This is a genomic window from Pseudoalteromonas sp. M58 (assembly GCF_042604605.1).
Taxonomy (GTDB): Bacteria; Pseudomonadota; Gammaproteobacteria; order Enterobacterales; family Alteromonadaceae; genus Pseudoalteromonas; species Pseudoalteromonas tetraodonis.
On sequence record NZ_CP152390.1, the window covers coordinates 1,730,717 to 1,747,724 of the forward strand.

Annotated in this window: 16 protein-coding genes; 7 read left to right on the forward strand and 9 right to left on the reverse strand. The window is 39.7% G+C overall.

Annotated elements, in window-relative coordinates; translation table 11 throughout:
- Positions 1-52: 52 nt before the first annotated feature.
- Positions 53-1,222 (forward strand): putative manganese transporter, encoded by a 1,170-nt coding sequence (locus AAGD16_RS07965; RefSeq protein WP_377111160.1) that lies wholly within the window; start codon positions 53-55, stop codon positions 1,220-1,222.
- An 80-nt stretch (positions 1,223-1,302) separates the two neighbouring features.
- On the opposite strand, the gene AAGD16_RS07970 is transcribed toward AAGD16_RS07965, so the two are convergent.
- The 6 genes from AAGD16_RS07970 to seqA all read right to left on the reverse strand — a co-directional run bounded on the left by AAGD16_RS07970 (position 1,303) and on the right by seqA (position 8,700).
- Positions 1,303-2,871 (reverse strand): dihydrolipoyllysine-residue acetyltransferase, encoded by a 1,569-nt coding sequence (locus AAGD16_RS07970; protein WP_377111162.1) that lies wholly within the window; start codon positions 2,869-2,871, stop codon positions 1,303-1,305.
- 8 nt (positions 2,872-2,879) lie between these two features.
- Complete coding sequence (locus AAGD16_RS07975; RefSeq protein ID WP_013464999.1) at positions 2,880-3,857, reverse strand: alpha-ketoacid dehydrogenase subunit beta; 978 nt, start codon at positions 3,855-3,857, stop codon at positions 2,880-2,882.
- Positions 3,857-5,071, reverse strand: coding sequence for a thiamine pyrophosphate-dependent dehydrogenase E1 component subunit alpha (locus AAGD16_RS07980; protein ID WP_013465000.1), 1,215 nt, complete (start codon positions 5,069-5,071; stop codon positions 3,857-3,859). Before AAGD16_RS07980 ends, AAGD16_RS07975 begins: the two co-directional genes overlap by 1 nt.
- 265 nt (positions 5,072-5,336) lie before the next feature.
- Positions 5,337-6,389: a succinylglutamate desuccinylase gene (gene astE / locus AAGD16_RS07985; protein WP_013465001.1), complete on the reverse strand. Its 1,053-nt coding sequence runs from the start codon at positions 6,387-6,389 to the stop codon at positions 5,337-5,339.
- A gap of 79 nt (positions 6,390-6,468) precedes the next feature.
- Positions 6,469-8,106: a phosphoglucomutase (alpha-D-glucose-1,6-bisphosphate-dependent) gene (gene pgm, locus AAGD16_RS07990; protein ID WP_013465002.1), complete on the reverse strand. Its 1,638-nt coding sequence runs from the start codon at positions 8,104-8,106 to the stop codon at positions 6,469-6,471.
- 9 nt (positions 8,107-8,115) lie between these two features.
- Positions 8,116-8,700, reverse strand: coding sequence for a replication initiation negative regulator SeqA (seqA, locus tag AAGD16_RS07995; protein ID WP_008113782.1), 585 nt, complete (start codon positions 8,698-8,700; stop codon positions 8,116-8,118).
- A gap of 489 nt (positions 8,701-9,189) precedes the next feature.
- On the opposite strand from seqA, the gene AAGD16_RS08000 reads away from it, so the two are divergent.
- From AAGD16_RS08000 to fur, 5 genes are all read left to right on the forward strand, one after another.
- Positions 9,190-9,957: an alpha/beta fold hydrolase gene (locus tag AAGD16_RS08000; protein ID WP_008113779.1), complete on the forward strand. Its 768-nt coding sequence runs from the start codon at positions 9,190-9,192 to the stop codon at positions 9,955-9,957.
- Positions 9,958-10,052: 95 nt separating this feature from the next.
- Positions 10,053-10,274 carry a DUF2788 domain-containing protein gene (locus AAGD16_RS08005; RefSeq protein WP_008113777.1) on the forward strand — a complete coding sequence of 74 codons (222 nt, stop codon included), beginning with the start codon at positions 10,053-10,055 and terminating at the stop codon, positions 10,272-10,274.
- 2 nt (positions 10,275-10,276) lie between these two features.
- Complete coding sequence (gene ybfE / locus AAGD16_RS08010; RefSeq protein WP_008113775.1) at positions 10,277-10,555, forward strand: LexA regulated protein; 279 nt, start codon at positions 10,277-10,279, stop codon at positions 10,553-10,555.
- A 13-nt stretch (positions 10,556-10,568) separates the two neighbouring features.
- Positions 10,569-11,096: a flavodoxin FldA gene (fldA, locus tag AAGD16_RS08015; protein ID WP_008113772.1), complete on the forward strand. Its 528-nt coding sequence runs from the start codon at positions 10,569-10,571 to the stop codon at positions 11,094-11,096.
- Positions 11,097-11,279: 183 nt separating this feature from the next.
- Positions 11,280-11,723 carry a ferric iron uptake transcriptional regulator gene (gene fur, locus AAGD16_RS08020; RefSeq protein ID WP_013465004.1) on the forward strand — a complete coding sequence of 148 codons (444 nt, stop codon included), beginning with the start codon at positions 11,280-11,282 and terminating at the stop codon, positions 11,721-11,723.
- A gap of 71 nt (positions 11,724-11,794) precedes the next feature.
- Here the strand turns inward: fur and glnS are convergent, their stop codons facing one another.
- Positions 11,795-13,459, reverse strand: a complete 1,665-nt coding sequence (gene glnS, locus AAGD16_RS08025) for a glutamine--tRNA ligase (protein WP_013465005.1) — start codon at positions 13,457-13,459, stop codon at positions 11,795-11,797.
- Between the two features lie 214 nt (positions 13,460-13,673).
- Here glnS and AAGD16_RS08030 point away from each other — a divergent pair, with 214 nt between their 5' ends.
- Positions 13,674-14,744, forward strand: a complete 1,071-nt coding sequence (locus AAGD16_RS08030) for a DUF3083 family protein (RefSeq protein ID WP_377111168.1) — start codon at positions 13,674-13,676, stop codon at positions 14,742-14,744.
- 79 nt (positions 14,745-14,823) lie between these two features.
- On the opposite strand, the gene sucD is transcribed toward AAGD16_RS08030, so the two are convergent.
- Both sucD and sucC read right to left on the reverse strand, forming a co-directional pair.
- Entirely contained in the window at positions 14,824-15,696 is an 873-nt protein-coding gene (gene sucD / locus AAGD16_RS08035; RefSeq protein ID WP_024603036.1) for a succinate--CoA ligase subunit alpha, read from the reverse strand.
- Positions 15,696-16,862: an ADP-forming succinate--CoA ligase subunit beta gene (sucC, locus tag AAGD16_RS08040; protein ID WP_008464053.1), complete on the reverse strand. Its 1,167-nt coding sequence runs from the start codon at positions 16,860-16,862 to the stop codon at positions 15,696-15,698. The genes sucD and sucC overlap by 1 nt, the downstream gene beginning before the upstream one ends.
- Positions 16,863-17,008 lie beyond the last annotated feature (146 nt).

Genomic DNA, 17,008 nt, shown 5'->3' on the forward strand with positions numbered 1-17,008 from the left:
CATTTAATAAAGTAGTACAGTGCGATCTCATTCTTTAATTAGGTCGTACTGTATGTTTTTAACATCCCATTTAGGAGTTATTTCGCCAGCTGCAAAACGTGTTTTTCATCAAAATAAACGCCTAATTTTACCTCTGTTAATTTTAGTCTGTTTAGCCCTGCCCGATTTACGCGCCATAACAATTACTGCACTCAGTGATGCCTTTTTTCAAGTCAGTGTGTTTGTTGCTGCGACCTTATTTATTTACTACTACGCGATTGATCATTTACCCCAACTAGAGCTTCGTTACCTAAATGCTAAGTCACCGGTATTAGAGGTCAGCTTTGCTGCTTTTTTAGGCATGTTACCAGGCTGTGGTGGCGCGATTATTGTGGTGACTCAATTTACAAAAGGCCAAGCTAGCTTTGGCGCAATTGTTGCTGTATTAACGGCGACTATGGGTGATGCCGCGTTTTTATTATTAGCGACTCGCCCTACCGAGGGTTTAACCATCATGGCAATAGGGTTTGTGGTTGGTTCTGTAACGGGTTTAATCGTCAACACACTTCATAAAACAGGCTACTTATGCCCAACTGATCAAAAGCACACACCACAGATTACCCTTTTACCGACGAAAATAATTACGCTCAGTAAGCCTATTTGGTACATCGCTATTATTCCGGGGTTACTCATTGCCTTTTTACTCGCTTTTAATATTGATTTGAGCCAATTTGGGCAGTACACCACATTCACTATTACTCATTTTGGCGCATTAATGGCGTTGTTTGTCGTATTTATGTGGGCGTTATCTTCAAAAGGTGAAAGCTATAAAGAAGTAACCTCAGAAGATGATATATGCAGTCCACCTTCAAAACTCACAAAAGTACTGCAAGATACTCATTTTGTAACCGCGTGGGTGGTTGCCTCCTTTATATTATTTGAACTACTGGTGACAGTGTTTGGCCTTGACTTAAAAACATGGTTTTTAAATTATGCTTATATGGCCCCGCTCATAGCGGTATTAATTGGTTTTTTACCTGGCTGTGGCCAGCAAATAATTGTTACCACTTTATATATTCAAGGGGTTATTCCGTTTAGCGCATTAGCGGCCAATGCCATTTCCAACGATGGCGATGCGCTTTTCCCAGCCATTGCCATGACACCTAAAGCGGCTATTATTGCCACGCTATATACCGCTATTCCAGCATTAATGGTTGGTTATGGCCTGTATTTTCTGAGCTAAATCAGTCTAGCTTTTATTTATTTAGTTATAAAAAAACCAGCTAGTTGCTGGTTTTTTAATTTATAAATGAATATAAAGACTTAGCGCATAGCCATCATCATTTTAGCTGGCTGCTCTAAGTATTCTTTCCATAAATTATTAAAGCGCGCGATAGTGCCGCCATCAATTACACGGTGATCCCCTGACCAACTTACTTGCATAATTGCACGCGATACCACTTGCCCTTGCTCGTCAAAGCGCGGAAGGTGCTGTAATTTACCTAAGGCAACAATCGCCACTTCTGGCTTATTAATAATTGGCGTAGCTATAGTGCCACCAATCGCACCAATATTAGAAATACTAATAGTACCGCCTTTTAAATCATCTGGTGCTACGCGGCCTTCTCGAGCTGAGTCAGTTAATTGCGTTAAATTATTAGCCACCTCTACAATACTCTTAGTTTGGCAGGCTTTAATATTTGGTACTAATAAGCCCACTTTAGAGTCCACTGCAACCCCAATATTGTGATCATCATAGTAGGTAATTTCACTGCAATCATCGTTTACTTTTGAGTTGAGTACCGGGAATTCAGTCATTGCCAACGATAACGCCTTAATAAAGAACGGCATCATAGTTAACTTAACGCCCTGTGCTTTATATTGCTCTTTAAGATCAGTTCGAAGTGCAATTAAATCAGTTAAGTCAATTTCATCACTGTAGGTAAAATGTGGAATAGTAGAAACCGACGCCACCATTTGTTTTGCCATGGCCGCTTTAATGCCTTTAATCGCTTCTGTTCGTGTTCCACCCGAACTAGTTGAGTTCTCAGTACTACGAGTGTTTTTACTCTGAGTCGTTTGTGGCTTGTTAAGCTCAGAGGTATCCATGCCAGATGGCACTTCATTTTTTATAAACGCCTCAATATCTTGTTTATAAATACGGCCATTTTTACCACTACCTGGTACGCAGGTTAAATCAACGTCAAGCTCACGCGCTTTACGCCTAACCGCCGGTGATGCAACCGCTTTTTCGTTAACTATTGCAGTTTGCGTTTGCTTAGCAGGTGCGTCTGACGTTGCATTACTTTGTGCTTTTACAACTGCTTGGTTAACATCAACGTCTTCTTTTGCGACTTGCCCTGCAACCGTCATTTGAAATAATGGGCTATGCACCTTTGCAATTTCACCTTTTTGATAATACAGCTTTTGCACTGTACCGGTGTATTTAGCCGGTATTTGTACTAATGCTTTATCGGTCATTACATCACAAACGGCTTGGTCTTCTTCTATTTCATCGCCCTCTGCCACTAACCACTCTACAATTTCACACTCAACAATACCTTCACCAATATCGGGTAAAATAAAGTCTTCTAAGTGTTCACGAGTACTTGTTGGTGAAGAAGCTGTTTCAGTCTCTTCACTAGGCGCTTCACCGGCAACATCCATTGCAAATAACGGCGCATGTACTTTAGCAATATCGCCTTTTTTACAATGCAGCTTAGTGATCACCCCATCGTGTACCGCTGGAATTTGCACTAAGGCTTTATCTGTCATCACATCACAAATAGGCTGATCTTCTTTTACAGTGTCGCCCTCTTGTACCAGCCATTCGACTACTTCGCATTCAACTATGCCTTCACCAATGTCGGGTAATATAAAATCTTTAGCCATGGAAACCCCTAAAAGTTCACTGATTGTTTAATTGCGGCCATTACTTTTAATGCATCTGGAACATATTCTTTTTCGAGCGCCAGCGGGTATGGCGTATCTAGGCCACAAACACGTAAAATAGGCGACTCTAAATGCAGAAAACACTCTTGAGCGATGGTTGCGGCTATTTCTGCGCCAAAACCGTTGGTAATAGGTGCTTCATGACTAACAATAAGACGGCCTGTTTTAGTCACTGATTTAGCAATCGTTTCAACATCCCATGGTAAAATACTGCGAAGGTCAATCACTTCACAGCTAATGCCCTGTTCACTGGCTTGCTTTGCCGCTGCTTCTATAATTTCCATTTGTGCACCCCACGCTAATAAAGTAACGTCAGTACCCTCTTGAACCACTTCAGCTTTACCAAGTTCAATGCTGTAATCTTCTTCAGGCACTTCACCAGTTGAAGCACGGTATAAACGTTTGGGCTCAAAAAATAGCACTGGGTTGTCGTCTTTAATACACGCACGCAGTAAGCCTTTAGCTTGGTACGGGTTACGCGGCACGACAATTTTTAACCCTGGCGTGTGAGCAAAGTACGCTTCTGGCGATTGCGAGTGATACAAACCACCAGCAATACCGCCACCGTAAGGTGTACGAATCGTTAGATTACCCACATTAAACTCATTACCACTACGATAACGAAACTTAGCCGATTCATTCACAATTTGATCAAACGCAGGAAAGATGTAATCAGCAAATTGAATCTCTGCCAATGCAGGTGCACCAAAGGCTGCCAAACCATTTGCAAAGCCTAAAATACCTTGCTCTGTGAGCGGGGTATTGAATACGCGATGCTTACCGTACTTTTCTTGTAACCCTGATGTTGCTCTAAAAACACCGCCAAAATAACCCACGTCTTCACCAAAAATACACGCTTGAGGATGTTCATTCATGGTGATATCTAAAGCAGAATTAATTGCATGTAGCATGTTCATTTTAGCCATTACTTAATTCTCCCTGCTGTTGTTGGGTAGGCGTCTGGATGTGCTTTTATATGCGTTTTAAGTTCATCATATTGACGTTGTAAAGATGGAATTGGCGTATCGTAAACATCTGAAATTAGCTCTTCTAACGCCGGCTTATCAATTACTTCAGCGCGTTTTAGTGCCGCTAAAATATCATCACGAATTGTTTCTTTCGCTTTGATATCTTCTGCGTCATCTAACCAATTTTGTTTTACTAACCATTTTCTAAAGCGCTCAATTGGGCATGTTTTATAGTTTGCTTCTTCATCTTTTGAACGGTAACCGCTTGGATCATCTGATGTTGAATGCGCACCTAAACGATACGCTATCGATTCAATTAATACCGGTTCACCTTGTGTTGCAGCAATTTTGCGGGCTTTTTTAGTAGCCGCGTAAACGGCGAGCGCATCACTGCCATCAACACGAATAGTTTTAATACCATAACCCACACCACGCGATGCAATCCCATCGCCTTTAAATTGCTCATCGGCTGGGGTTGAAATAGCATAACCATTGTTACGTGCAAAAAAGATAACCGGTGCTTTATGTACTGCAGCCATATTTAAGCCTGCATGAAAATCACCTTCTGAAGCAGCCCCTTCACCAAAATAACAAATAGTAACGTTATCAATAGTACTTGCTAGTTCACCTGTTTTAGCATCAATGTGTTTTACTTTTTGACCATATGCGTAACCCGTAGCCTGTGGAATTTGTGTTCCCAAAGGTGATGAAATGGTCATGTAGTTAAGTGCTTTAGAGCCATAATGGATCGGCATTTGACGGCCTTTACCTAAATCTAATTCATTAGAAAACATTTGGTTCATAAATTGATCAAGGGTAAATCCACGGTAGTGCAAGGCTGCTTGTTCACGGTATTGCGCCATGATCATGTCATCTTGTTCAAGGGCTGCAGCAGAGGCTGTTACCGCCGCTTCTTCCCCTAAACATTGCATGTAAAAGCTGACGCGGCCTTGGCGTTGAGCACCCTGCATACGTTCATCCAATAAACGAATAAAACGCATGGTTTCGTATAATTTAATAGCGGTGTGTTTAGAAATATCAGGTGCAGGAGCACTAGGATGAATGTCGCCGTCCTCAGTTAAAATACTCAGGGTTGGAATATTAAGTGCGTGGCCGTCAATAAACTCAAGCTCATGATTAATATTCAGCGATACGTTATTGGGATTACTCATAACCTACCTTCTTTTGTTGTCGGTATCACAGCGCCCCTTTGGATTATTATTATGGGTGATAGTTGCTGAATAAACTTTGCAACATCTGCACTGTATTTAATTAAAGCTGCCAACACTTTACGTTAACGTAAAGTGTTATTCAACAAAACTGTGACCAAAGAAAAGTAAATAATGAGCAAAAAACTGGCAAGTTAACTATACATAAAATTAACCACTTATTAATCAGTTGGTTAAACTTTCATAACAAGTGGTCTGATGTGTTGATTTAGCTAAAGCGGCTATCCACTTGCATAGGGACTACCGTGAGTAATGCACGTTGCCCAATGGCAACCTGTGCGTTAGGAAAAATAATTGCTTCCCCTTCTACGTCGGCATATATGGCATTATCGCCATCGGTGGCTAAAAGCTCACCCTTTGCAAACCCTGTAAAATTCTCGGCATCGTCAGAAAACGGAAAACTAAAGTTTTGCTCTGTGCGGTTAATAGTTCGATGAACAGAAAACAACTCAAAGTCGCTTGCATTAAATTCTGGGTATTTTACTTCTTTTTGGCTAATTAATGCAGTTAGAGTTTGTTTTGTTTTTGCAAAGCGTGACATGTCGTTTTCACCAAAGGGTTTCACTTGCCCAAGCTCTACAGTAAATGAGTCAGCCCCATGCACAAACGACGAATAGTAGCTAAACGTGGTAGCAGGCGACTTCATCATCAATACTGTATTTACACCACAGCTTAATAAGAACTGCAGTTGCGACTTTTTCCAAGGCTTGCCATGTAAGAATGGGTAGACAGCAAATTTTTCGTTTTTAGAACCGCGAATAGCGGTATGTAAATCATAATGACAGCGATACGTACCCTGCTCTGAACGCGCATAAAAATCGCTAACATATTGCTCAAGTTTATCAGCGCGAACGCGTTCGTCGTTCATCGCAATGCCATCAACAGTGTGGTGGCCGTTAAACAAGCGGTTTAAGTTCTCTTCTACAAATCGTTTACCAATATTAATTGACTGAGGATTACCAAAAATAAATAAAACACGTTGTTGTAATTCAAGTTGCCCACTAATAATGTGTTTAATGAGTTCATCGCAAATTTCAATGGGGGCTGTTTCATTGCCATGAATGGCACTGGATAGCACCACATTTTTTGAAGTTATACAATCTGGTTCAAACTCAATTACTCCGGTATCGTGTATGGTAACCTGAGTATTGTTATTAAGCGTAAATTGACCTGCCTCTAAATGCCATTCATGGTTACGCGAAAGCGTTAAAAAATCACCATCTTGTTTTAATTGATTAATATATTCTGCAGTGGCTGACATAACGATAAAAGCCCTTTTTTTAAAATTATAGATACAAAAACGGCTGATAAAATCAGCCGTTTTTAGTTGTAATTGCATATTAGCTAATCACTGAATCAACCAGTTTTTTAGCTTCTTTTTCTAATAAAGCTAAGTGCTCTTCGCCTTTAAATGATTCTAAGTAAATTTTATAAATATCTTCCGTACCTGACGGACGCGCCGCAAACCAGCCGCTTTCAGTTACCACTTTTAGCCCACCAATAGCTGCATTATTACCTGGCGCATGAGTTAGCTTTTGTAAAATAGGCTCACCCGCTAAGGTATCTGCTTTTACGTCATCAGCACTGAGTGCTTTTAATCGCGACTTTTGCTCAGGCGTTGCTGGCGCATCTAGGCGTTTATAAAGTGGCGCACCAAATTCTTGCTCTAGTTCTTTATACAGCGCAGACGGTGTTTTACCTGTAACTGCAAGAATTTCAGCGGCGAGTAAGCCCATGATAAAGCCATCTTTATCTGTACACCAAACCGTGCCATCAAAACGTAAGAAAGCCGCACCAGCGCTTTCTTCACCACCAAAGGCCAATTTGCCTTTGTTTAAACCCTCAACAAACCATTTAAAGCCAACGGGTACTTCTTTTACTTTACGCTTGTTGCGCTCAGTTACCTTGTCAATCATTGAGCTAGAAACAAGGGTTTTACCGATTTCAACACTGGCATCCCAATCACGATGCGTTAGTAAATAGTCAATCGCTACGGCTAAAAAGTGATTAGGATTCATTAACCCATCTGGTGTTACTATGCCGTGACGGTCATAATCAGGGTCATTACCAATCGATAAATCAAAATCATCTTTAAGCGCAATTAAATTAGCCATTGAATAAGGTGATGAGCAATCCATACGAATTTTGCCATCTTTATCAAGCGGCATAAATGCAAAACGTGGATCAACACTGTCATTAACGACCGTTAAATCTAAATTATATTTTTGCGCAATCACTGGCCAAAAGTTAATGCCTGAGCCACCTAATGGATCAATACCAATCTTGATGCCTGCATCGCTAATCGCTTTTAAATTAATAATGTTTTTTAAATCATCAATATAAGGCGTCATTAAATCTTCGTAGCGAATAAAACCAGAACGTGAAGCTTTAGCAAAAGGAAACAGTTCTACTTCAACTAAGTCTTCTAATAATAATTGATTGGCTCTGTCTTCAATCCATTTTGTAACGTCTGTGTCTGCAGGACCGCCATTGGGCGGGTTATATTTAAAACCGCCATCTTCTGGTGGATTATGAGATGGAGTCACTACAATGCCATCGGCAAGCTCATTAGGATGATTTTTATTATAACTAACAATAGCATGGCTAATAACTGGCGTTGGAGTAAAGTCACCATTTTCTTGGGTGATAACTTGGACTTCATTAGCAACCAACACTTCAATTGCTGAGTTAAAGGCCGCCTCGCTCAGTGCGTGGGTATCTTTACCTAAAAATAACGGACCAAATATATCGTTCTGTTTTCTGTAATCACAAATAGCTTGGGTAATTGATAATATGTGCGATTCGTTAAATTTTACATCGTAGGCACAGCCTCGATGCCCTGAGGTGCCAAATGCAACACAGTGCTCGGGGTTTTGCTCTAAGTCAGGCTCATTTAAATAATACGCAGACACTAACTTTGGTACATTCACTAAAGCCGATTGTGGTGCAGTTTTACCTGCGCCGGAATGAATTGCCATGGTCTTTCCTTAAAGATAATCACGAATTTTTTCAGCTTGCTCGTTGCTGTAGCCTAAACTAAGTGCAACTTCATGCAGCATCATTTTTTTACGCGTGGTATTAGAATTGGTCATCACCCAATATTCACTGTCAGTGATATTTTTTGGGTTCATACTACTACCGCTATTCACTAAGTCTTCTTTACTGGTCGCGAAGTAAACACGATCTCGACCTTTAATATCTAGCACCGCAGAGAAGTCTGTTTTATGCGTTCGATAAAATGCACTTAAAATAAATAAAAAACGACCTACAACGCCTTTTTGCATCGCCAATTCTTCTTTATTTAAAATATTAAATACGTTTGCATTTTTTTTATTTACCGGCGGTTTTGCCACTTGGGTTGGCTGTTCAACGTCTGCTATAGGTTGTTCAAGTGATGAATTAGACACACTAACGGTTTCATTTTTATGATCAGTGTCTAGTTTAGTGGTGTTAATTTTTTCGCCGTTGAGATTTAATAAACGACGTAAAATAGTGGATGCACTCTCACCAATACTCTGTGTATTGCTTGCAATGTACTGATATAACTCGTCGTCTATGTCGATTTGTTTCATGTTCTTCCTGTCATTACGGGTCACATTTTTCTTTCGATATGATTATACCCAAATCACCTCAAGATGCGAGTTTCAGTTGGAATTAAAAGCGATTTAGGCAAGGCATTGATTGCAAACAATAGTCGTTCTATTGCTAAAACCAATAACGCAGTATAAATCGCTTTTAAACCAACCCTCTGGGCGTTTCACAGGAACTTACTCTCATCGTTGTTAATTTTTAAAAGGGATCACCATTGTTGCAAACTAACGCCTTGATATTAAGCCCCGGTCAAACGCTGAATTCTGTATCTTGTGATGGTTTGGGTATATACCCAATCCAGTTAGAAATGCGAGTTACAACCCACGCGACTCTAAACATAGTAGTAATTAATAATTACTAAATAATCAGGAAGCTAGGTATTTTTGAGTCCAACATACAAATAATATCTGTATTTTTTGCTTTTTAGGGTAATGCTCGGCAAACTATGCGCAAAATTGAAGGAGGCGTCTATGCAATTAAATTACAAACAAATTGGTCAAGGTCCAAATGTTATTTTGATCCATGGACTGTTTGGCTCTTTAGAAAACCTTAATGTGATTGCAAAGCCATTAAGCGAGCATTTTTGCGTAACCAATGTTGATTTACGTAATCATGGCCTTTCGCCCCACAGCGATGAAATGGATTATACTGAAATGGCTAATGATGTTGTTGAATTAATGACGGCATTAAACATACAAAAAGCGCATCTGGTTGGGCACTCTATGGGCGGCAAAGTGGCGATGCAAATAGCACTGAGCCATACTGATTTAGTCGATAAACTAGTGGTTCTTGATATTGCGCCTGTGAGCTACCCTGCGCGCCATACTCAAATACTTGAGGCTTTAAATGCAGTAAAAAATGCAGATATTAGTGATAGAAAGCAAGCTGATTTAATAATGCAACCGTATATAGAGGAGTTAGGTGTACGTCAGTTTTTATTAAAAAGCTTATATAAAAATGATGATGGGCACTTTGTTTGGCGCTTTAATTTACCTGTGCTCGATGATAAATATTCAACTATTACCGCAAATATTAATGCAAATAATTCTTGTTTGTGCGAAACTCTGTTTATTAAAGGTAATGACTCTGACTACATTTTAACCGAGCATCGCGAAGCGATTAATGCGCTGTTTAAAAACGTCAGTGCAAAAATCATTCATGGTGCGGGTCATTGGTTACATGCCCAAAAACCACAGGCTGTAAACAAAGCAATCAATGATTTTTTAACTGCAGTTTAATGTTATTTTTATGGCGTGTTTTTGATTTATCACACTAAATAATTAAAGATTTATGTGCTATAGTACGCGCCGTTTAATTTAAAGGTTATACGTCGATGGTCAGTCAGTTTATTAACGAATTTGATACCTTAGGGTTGTATTTTGGCTTAGCAGGTATTTTTATTTTTATCGGCTTGGCAATTAAAGACGTACTGAAAAGCGGCAATGTGCCTAAATTTGGTCGTTATATTGTGTGGCTGGTACTCTTTTTAGGTTGCTCTGGCTTTATTGCCAAAGGACTTATTCAGGTATTTTGGCAAGGTGCGGGTGTAGGTTAAGCATGGCCAAGTCAGAAACAGATAGAACAACGCTTGATTTATTTGAATACGAGAAACGTCCAGGAAGACCTAAAACTAATCCCCTTCCTCGGGATATGCAGTTAAAGGTTAATAAACGTAATCAAATAAAAAGAGATAAGGCACGTGGTTTAAAGCGTGTTGAATTTAAAGTTTCGTCACAGCTGTATCAGGCACTGAGTGATATGGCAGATGCACAAAATATTAGCCGCAGTGCGTTGATCGAAACAATTTTACAAGAAAGATTGGCTATTGATAGATAAAAGGTTTAAATCCATGGCAAGTGTAGGCATTTTTTTCGGAAGTGACACAGGTAACACAGAACACGTAGCAAAAATGATCCAAAAAGAATTGGGTAAAAAGCTCGTTGCTGTGCATGACATTGCAAAAAGCTCTAAAGAAGAGATTGCTGAGTTTGATCTGATCTTATTCGGTATTCCAACTTGGTATTATGGTGAAGCGCAATGTGATTGGGATGATTTCTTTCCTGAGCTTGAAGAAGTAAGCTTTGAAGGTAAACTAGTGGCTATTTTTGGCTGTGGCGACCAAGAAGACTATGCAGAATACTTCTTAGATGCTATGGGCATGATCAACGATATCGTAACAGAGCGTGGTGCTATTGTTGTTGGCCATTGGCCAACAGACAGTTATGATTTTGAAGCATCAAAAGGCATGGCTGATGACAAACATTTTGTTGGTTTAGGTATTGATGAAGACCGTCAGCCAGAATTGACTGAGCAGCGTGTTAAGCAGTGGTGTGCTCAGGTATATGATGAAATGTGCTTAAGTGAGTTAGCAGATTAATCCCCCCCTTTTAAATGCTAACTGTTTAAAATATTATCAAACAGTTAGCATTTTCCGCGTTAATATTGATATAGATCAATTGTTCTTTGCACTTCCTGCTAAGGCACGTTATCCTAACTGTTATTGTGACGAGTACATCTTGCAAGATGTCTAGTATAACTAAATAAAATTGAGACAGATTTAATGACTGATCATAACTTGGAACTTAAAAAAGCCGGGCTAAAGGTAACTTTACCGCGTATTAAAATTTTAGAGATTCTTCAATCTCCAGATAACCAACACATAAGCGCTGAAGATGTTTACAAGGTTTTATTAGATCTAGGCGAAGAAATTGGTCTTGCGACTGTTTACCGTGTTTTAAATCAATTTGATGATGCAGGAATTGTAAGCCGTCACCACTTTGAAGGCGGTAAGTCAGTATTTGAACTTTCTGGCAGCACTCACCATGACCACTTAGTGTGTTTAAAATGTGGCAAGGTTGTTGAGTTTGAAGATGATTTAATTGAACGTCGTCAACTTGAAATAGCTGAAGAAAACGGTATTAAGCTGACCAATCACTCTCTTTACCTATATGGCGAATGTGAAGATAAAGACGCGTGTAAAGCATTTGCGCAAAGCAATAGTTAAAAGCCTATTTAGTTTAATAAAAAAAACCTGCTATTAAGCAGGTTTTTTTATAACTAGAAAATAGAGCAGTATTATTTGTGCTCTATTTTAGCCCACGAATCACGTAAGCCTACCGTTTGGTTAAATACCAGGTTTTCTGATTTAGTATCACGTGAGAAATAACCAGTACGCTCAAACTGAAAACCTTGTGCAGGTACAGAATTAGCCAATGAAGGTTCAAGTTTAGCATTAGAAATAACCACTAATGAGTCTGGGTTTAACGTGCTTTCAAAGTCCTCTGCGGCTGCAGGGTTAGGCACACTGAATAAACGGTCATATAAACGTACTTCAGCTGTCACTGACTCAGGCGCAGATACCCAATGAATAACCCCTTTTACTTTACGACCATCGCTTGGATTTTTACCCAATGTTTCAGGATCGTAAGTACAGTAAATAGTTGTAATTTCACCATTGTCGTCTTTTTCAACACGCTCTGCCTTAATCACATAAGCACCACGTAAGCGTACTTCTTTATCAAGCACTAAACGTTTAAACTTATTGTTCGCTTCTTCACGGAAATCTTCGCGTTCGATAAAAATTTCACGCGTGAAAGGCACTTCACGGCGACCCATTTCTTCTTTATTTGGGTGATTAGCCACAGAAAGCGTTTCTACTTTATCGGCTTCATAATTCTCAATCACAATTTTCACTGGATCAAGTACAGCCATTGCACGCGGAGCATTTTCGTTTAAGTCATCACGGATACACGCTTCAAGCATGCCCATTTCAACCATATTTTCTTGCTTGGTAATACCGATACGCTGACAAAATTCACGCACAGATGCCGGTGTATAACCACGACGACGCAGACCCGCAATGGTTGGCATACGCGGATCATCCCACCCTTCTACGTGCTTATTAACCACTAAGTCATTAAGCTTACGCTTTGACATAATTGTGTATTCAAGGTTTAAACGTGAAAACTCAATTTGTTGCGGGTGACATTCAAGGCTGATGTTATCCAATACCCAGTCATATAAACGACGGTTATCTTGGAACTCTAGCGTACATAATGAATGAGTAATGCCTTCAAGTGCATCAGAAATACAATGCGTGAAGTCGTACATTGGGTAAATGCACCACTTATCCGCTGTTTGATGATGATTAGCAAAACGTATACGGTATATAATTGGATCGCGCAGCACCATAAATGAGCTGGCCATATCTATTTTAGCGCGAAGGACACATTCACCTTCTTTAAATTCACCGTTACGCATTTTTTCAAATAATGCGAGGTTTTCTTCAGGTGATGTTTCGCGGTATGGGCTGTTTTTACCAGGCTCTTTTAATGTACCACGGTATTCGCGAGCTTGATCTGCAGTTAAGAAACAAACATACGCTAAGCCTTTATTAATAAGCTCTACCGCATAACCATAAAGTAGATCAAAATAGTTTGACGAATACTTAATCTCACCATCCCAATTAAACCCTAACCACTGTACGTCTTCTTTAATTGAATTAACGTAGTTAATATCTTCTTTTTCTGGGTTTGTATCGTCAAAACGAAGGTTACATAAACCGTTATAGTCTTTGGCGATACCAAAATTTAGGCAAATTGATTTTGCATGGCCAATATGTAAAAAGCCATTAGGTTCAGGTGGAAAACGGGTATGCGTTGTGGCATGTTTTCCACTTGCTAAATCTTCATCAATTCGGGTTCTAATAAAGTTATTTGGGCGATTCTCGATTTCCGCCATAGGATTATAAACCTCTGTATATTGCGTGATAACAAAACTACTGCATTATTACAAAAACCAACCTTAACATACAGTAATAGATGCGGGTTTATGCAGTTATTACCAAAGTTTGTTAGATAAGGGATAGTTTATGAGCAAAATTTGTTTTAGCGCAATATTAAAGTCATTAAAGCGATTTATAGTAAACGAATAACCCCAACTTAAAGGAACGAAGATGGCCTCATTAAATCAACACCGCATATATATTCCAAGTAATGCACGTGCAAATCATTACTTATTAGCCGAAATTACACCTAATGAAGATTTTTATAAAAACTTCAGTAATATTAATGCTTGCTATGAACGAATTGCGCGTCAGTTATTTGCATCATGTGATGAATATGAACTGCATAATGTCCATTTACTCGCAAATGATAAACTCCCTGTGGTGAGATTTCATGATGAGTCTTACCAACTTGAAACCGATAAGCAAATGTTGTTTTTTTATAACCCTCGTTACCATGAAGCGCATAAACTTCATCACACAGAAAATCAGCAAAGTAAAAAAATACGCCTATTGTTTTTAGCTACTGGCGAAGATATACGTGCCCACTCAGCGCAATTTCATACCAATGTACAAAAAGTATTGAGTCATTTACAAGATCAGTTATTTTTAGACCAGCCAAGCTTTAAGCTACGCGATCATCAACATTTAACCTATGACTTATTCGCTAAAGAAAAAGGTAATAAAGAAAGCTATGGTTATAAACTAAGAAGTTTATACCCTCGCTATCAATCCAGACAATGCGCAATACCCAGTAGCCATGCTGAAATGACTTACGTCACCTTCTCTATTCCCGTGTCACGTAATATTAAAACGCAATTTCAAACACAAATTAATAGCCAAACTTATAAGCCGTTTTATAGCCACTTTTCACAGTTATTTAGTCAACTTTGTGAAGATAATAAACTCACCCATGCAGCGATGGTTGCCAATGGGGCAATGCCAATAATTCGTAATAGTGAAGTGGATAGAAATGAGGGAAATAGTGAGTTACAAAAAATTAGTTTTGATATAGAAGATTCAGCGCCACAAATAAAAGTATTTTTTGATGAAAATAAACTAGTAGAGACGCTACATTTTGTGATTGTTGCCGCCGCACATAACAAACATGAGATTGGCTATGGTCGCTTTATGAACCAAGTAGAGAAAACCGTTCATGCATTCTGTGATGAATTAGCTATTAATAAGCAGCGCCAAGATTTATCTCTGCGATTTTTTCAGCATATTAGTTACCCGTTTTAAGATTAAGGGCAATACGCTCTAGTCATAGATAACAAAAAGGCTCGCAATTGCGAGCCTTTTTTTAAAGAATAACCGCTGATTACCAGCCTGTTTTTTCTTTAAGTGCTTTACCGATATCAGCAAGTGAACGTACAGTTTTTACGCCCGCAGCTTCTAATGCAGCAAATTTCTCATCAGCAGTACCTTTACCGCCTGCGATGATTGCGCCAGCGTGACCCATACGCTTACCTTCTGGTGCAGTAACACCAGCAATGTAAGAAACAACAGGTTTAGTTACGTTAGCTTTGATGTACTCTGCAGCTTCTTCTTCTGCAGTACCACCAATTTCACCAATCATTACGATTGCTTCAGTTTGGTCGTCTTTTTCGAACATTTCTAAAACGTCGATAAAGTTAGTACCTGGGATTGGGTCGCCACCAATACCAACACACGTAGACTGACCAAAACCAGCATCTGTAGTTTGCTTAACCGCTTCGTACGTTAAAGTACCAGAGCGAGAAACAATACCTACTTTACCAGGCTTGTGGATGTGACCAGGCATGATACCAATCTTAGTCTCACCAGGAGTGATAACACCTGGACAGTTAGGACCGATCATACGTGTACCTGTTTGATCTAGTTTAACTTTAACGTCAACCATATCAAGTGTAGGAATACCTTCAGTGATACAAACAATTAGCTCGATGCCCGCATCGATTGCTTCTAAGATTGCATCTTTACAAAAAGGTGCCGGTACGTAGATAACTGATGCAGTTGCGCCAGTTGCTTCTACAGCATCACGTACTGTGTTAAATACTGGAAGACCAAGGTGCGTTTGACCGCCTTTACCTGGGCTTACACCACCAACCATTTGTGTACCGTACTCAAGCGCTTGCTCTGAGTGGAAAGTACCTTGACCACCAGTGAAACCTTGACAGATAACTTTTGTATCTTTATTGATTAATACAGACATTATTTGCCCTCCGCAGCAGCAACAACTTTTTCAGCCGCGTCTGTTAATGATTCAGCAGCGATGATGTTAAGATCAGACTTAGCAAGTACTTCACGGCCTAATTCAGCATTAGTACCTTCTAAACGTACAACTACTGGTACTGTTACACCTACTTCTTTAACTGCGCCAATGATGCCTTCTGCAATCATGTCACAACGAACGATACCGCCGAAGATGTTAACTAAAACAGCTTTAACGTTGTCATCTGAAAGGATAATTTTGAATGCTTCAGATACACGTTCTTTCGTTGCGCCGCCGCCAACATCTAGGAAGTTAGCTGGCTTGCCACCGTGTAGGTTTACGATGTCCATAGTACCCATTGCTAGGCCTGCACCGTTAACCATACAACCTACGTTACCATCAAGGGCTACGTAGTTAAGCTCGAAGCTTGCTGCGTGAGCTTCACGCGCATCTTCTTGAGATGGATCATGCATTTCACGGATTTTAGGTTGACGGTAAAGTGCATTACCATCGATACCGATTTTACCATCTAGACAGTGAAGGTTACCTTCATCTGTGATTACTAGCGGGTTGATTTCAAGTAATGCGAAATCGAAATCGTTGAACATATTACCAAGACCCATGAAGATCTTAACAAACTGTTTCATTTGCGTTGGGTTAAGACCCAATTTAAAACCAAGCTCACGTGCTTGGTAAGCTTGAGGACCTACTAATGGATCGATCTCAGCTTTGTGGATAAGTTCTGGTGTTTCTTCAGCAACAGTTTCAATTTCAACGCCGCCTTCAGTAGACGCCATGAACACAACTTTACGAGAAGCACGGTCAACAACAGCACCTAAGTACAGCTCGTTAGCGATGTCAGTACAGCTTTCTACTAAAATTTTAGCAACTGGCTGGCCTTTCTCGTCTGTTTGGTAAGTAACTAGGTTTTTACCTAACCAGTTAGCTGCAAACGCTTTAACTTCGTCGATAGTTTTAACTAGCTTTACACCGCCAGCTTTACCACGTCCACCTGCGTGAACCTGAGTTTTAACAACCCACATATCGCCGCCAATCTTTTCAGCAGCTGCTGCAGCTTCTTCAGGTGTATCGCAAGCGAAACCTTGAGAAACTGGTAAACCATATTCGGCAAAAAGTTGTTTTGCCTGATACTCATGCAAATTCATGATGCTTTATCCAATTTTTTATATTAAAAGAGTTGAATATTTATGCAAATAAACAACTATCCCAAATTGCGTGCCTAGTATAGATCTCATGGCGCTACATGAAAACCCCAGTATGACCATAGGCACAAAAAAAAAGCTGTGATTTT

Coding starts and splice junctions, on each gene's coding strand:
- AAGD16_RS08000 (WP_008113779.1), top strand. CDS start 9,190: ATGCAATTAAATTACAAACAAATTGGTCAAGGTCCAAATGTTATTTTG.
- AAGD16_RS07965 (WP_377111160.1), top strand. CDS start 53: ATGTTTTTAACATCCCATTTAGGAGTTATTTCGCCAGCTGCAAAACGT.
- fldA (WP_008113772.1), top strand. CDS start 10,569: ATGGCAAGTGTAGGCATTTTTTTCGGAAGTGACACAGGTAACACAGAA.
- sucD (WP_024603036.1), bottom strand. CDS start 15,696: ATGTCTGTATTAATCAATAAAGATACAAAAGTTATCTGTCAAGGTTTC.
- astE (WP_013465001.1), bottom strand. CDS start 6,389: ATGTCAGCCACTGCAGAATATATTAATCAATTAAAACAAGATGGTGAT.
- fur (WP_013465004.1), top strand. CDS start 11,280: ATGACTGATCATAACTTGGAACTTAAAAAAGCCGGGCTAAAGGTAACT.
- glnS (WP_013465005.1), bottom strand. CDS start 13,459: ATGGCGGAAATCGAGAATCGCCCAAATAACTTTATTAGAACCCGAATT.
- AAGD16_RS07970 (WP_377111162.1), bottom strand. CDS start 2,871: ATGGCTAAAGATTTTATATTACCCGACATTGGTGAAGGCATAGTTGAA.
- pgm (WP_013465002.1), bottom strand. CDS start 8,106: ATGGCAATTCATTCCGGCGCAGGTAAAACTGCACCACAATCGGCTTTA.
- sucC (WP_008464053.1), bottom strand. CDS start 16,862: ATGAATTTGCATGAGTATCAGGCAAAACAACTTTTTGCCGAATATGGT.
- ybfE (WP_008113775.1), top strand. CDS start 10,277: ATGGCCAAGTCAGAAACAGATAGAACAACGCTTGATTTATTTGAATAC.
- AAGD16_RS07975 (WP_013464999.1), bottom strand. CDS start 3,857: ATGGCTAAAATGAACATGCTACATGCAATTAATTCTGCTTTAGATATC.
- seqA (WP_008113782.1), bottom strand. CDS start 8,700: ATGAAACAAATCGACATAGACGACGAGTTATATCAGTACATTGCAAGC.
- AAGD16_RS07980 (WP_013465000.1), bottom strand. CDS start 5,071: ATGAGTAATCCCAATAACGTATCGCTGAATATTAATCATGAGCTTGAG.
- AAGD16_RS08030 (WP_377111168.1), top strand. CDS start 13,674: ATGGCCTCATTAAATCAACACCGCATATATATTCCAAGTAATGCACGT.
- AAGD16_RS08005 (WP_008113777.1), top strand. CDS start 10,053: ATGGTCAGTCAGTTTATTAACGAATTTGATACCTTAGGGTTGTATTTT.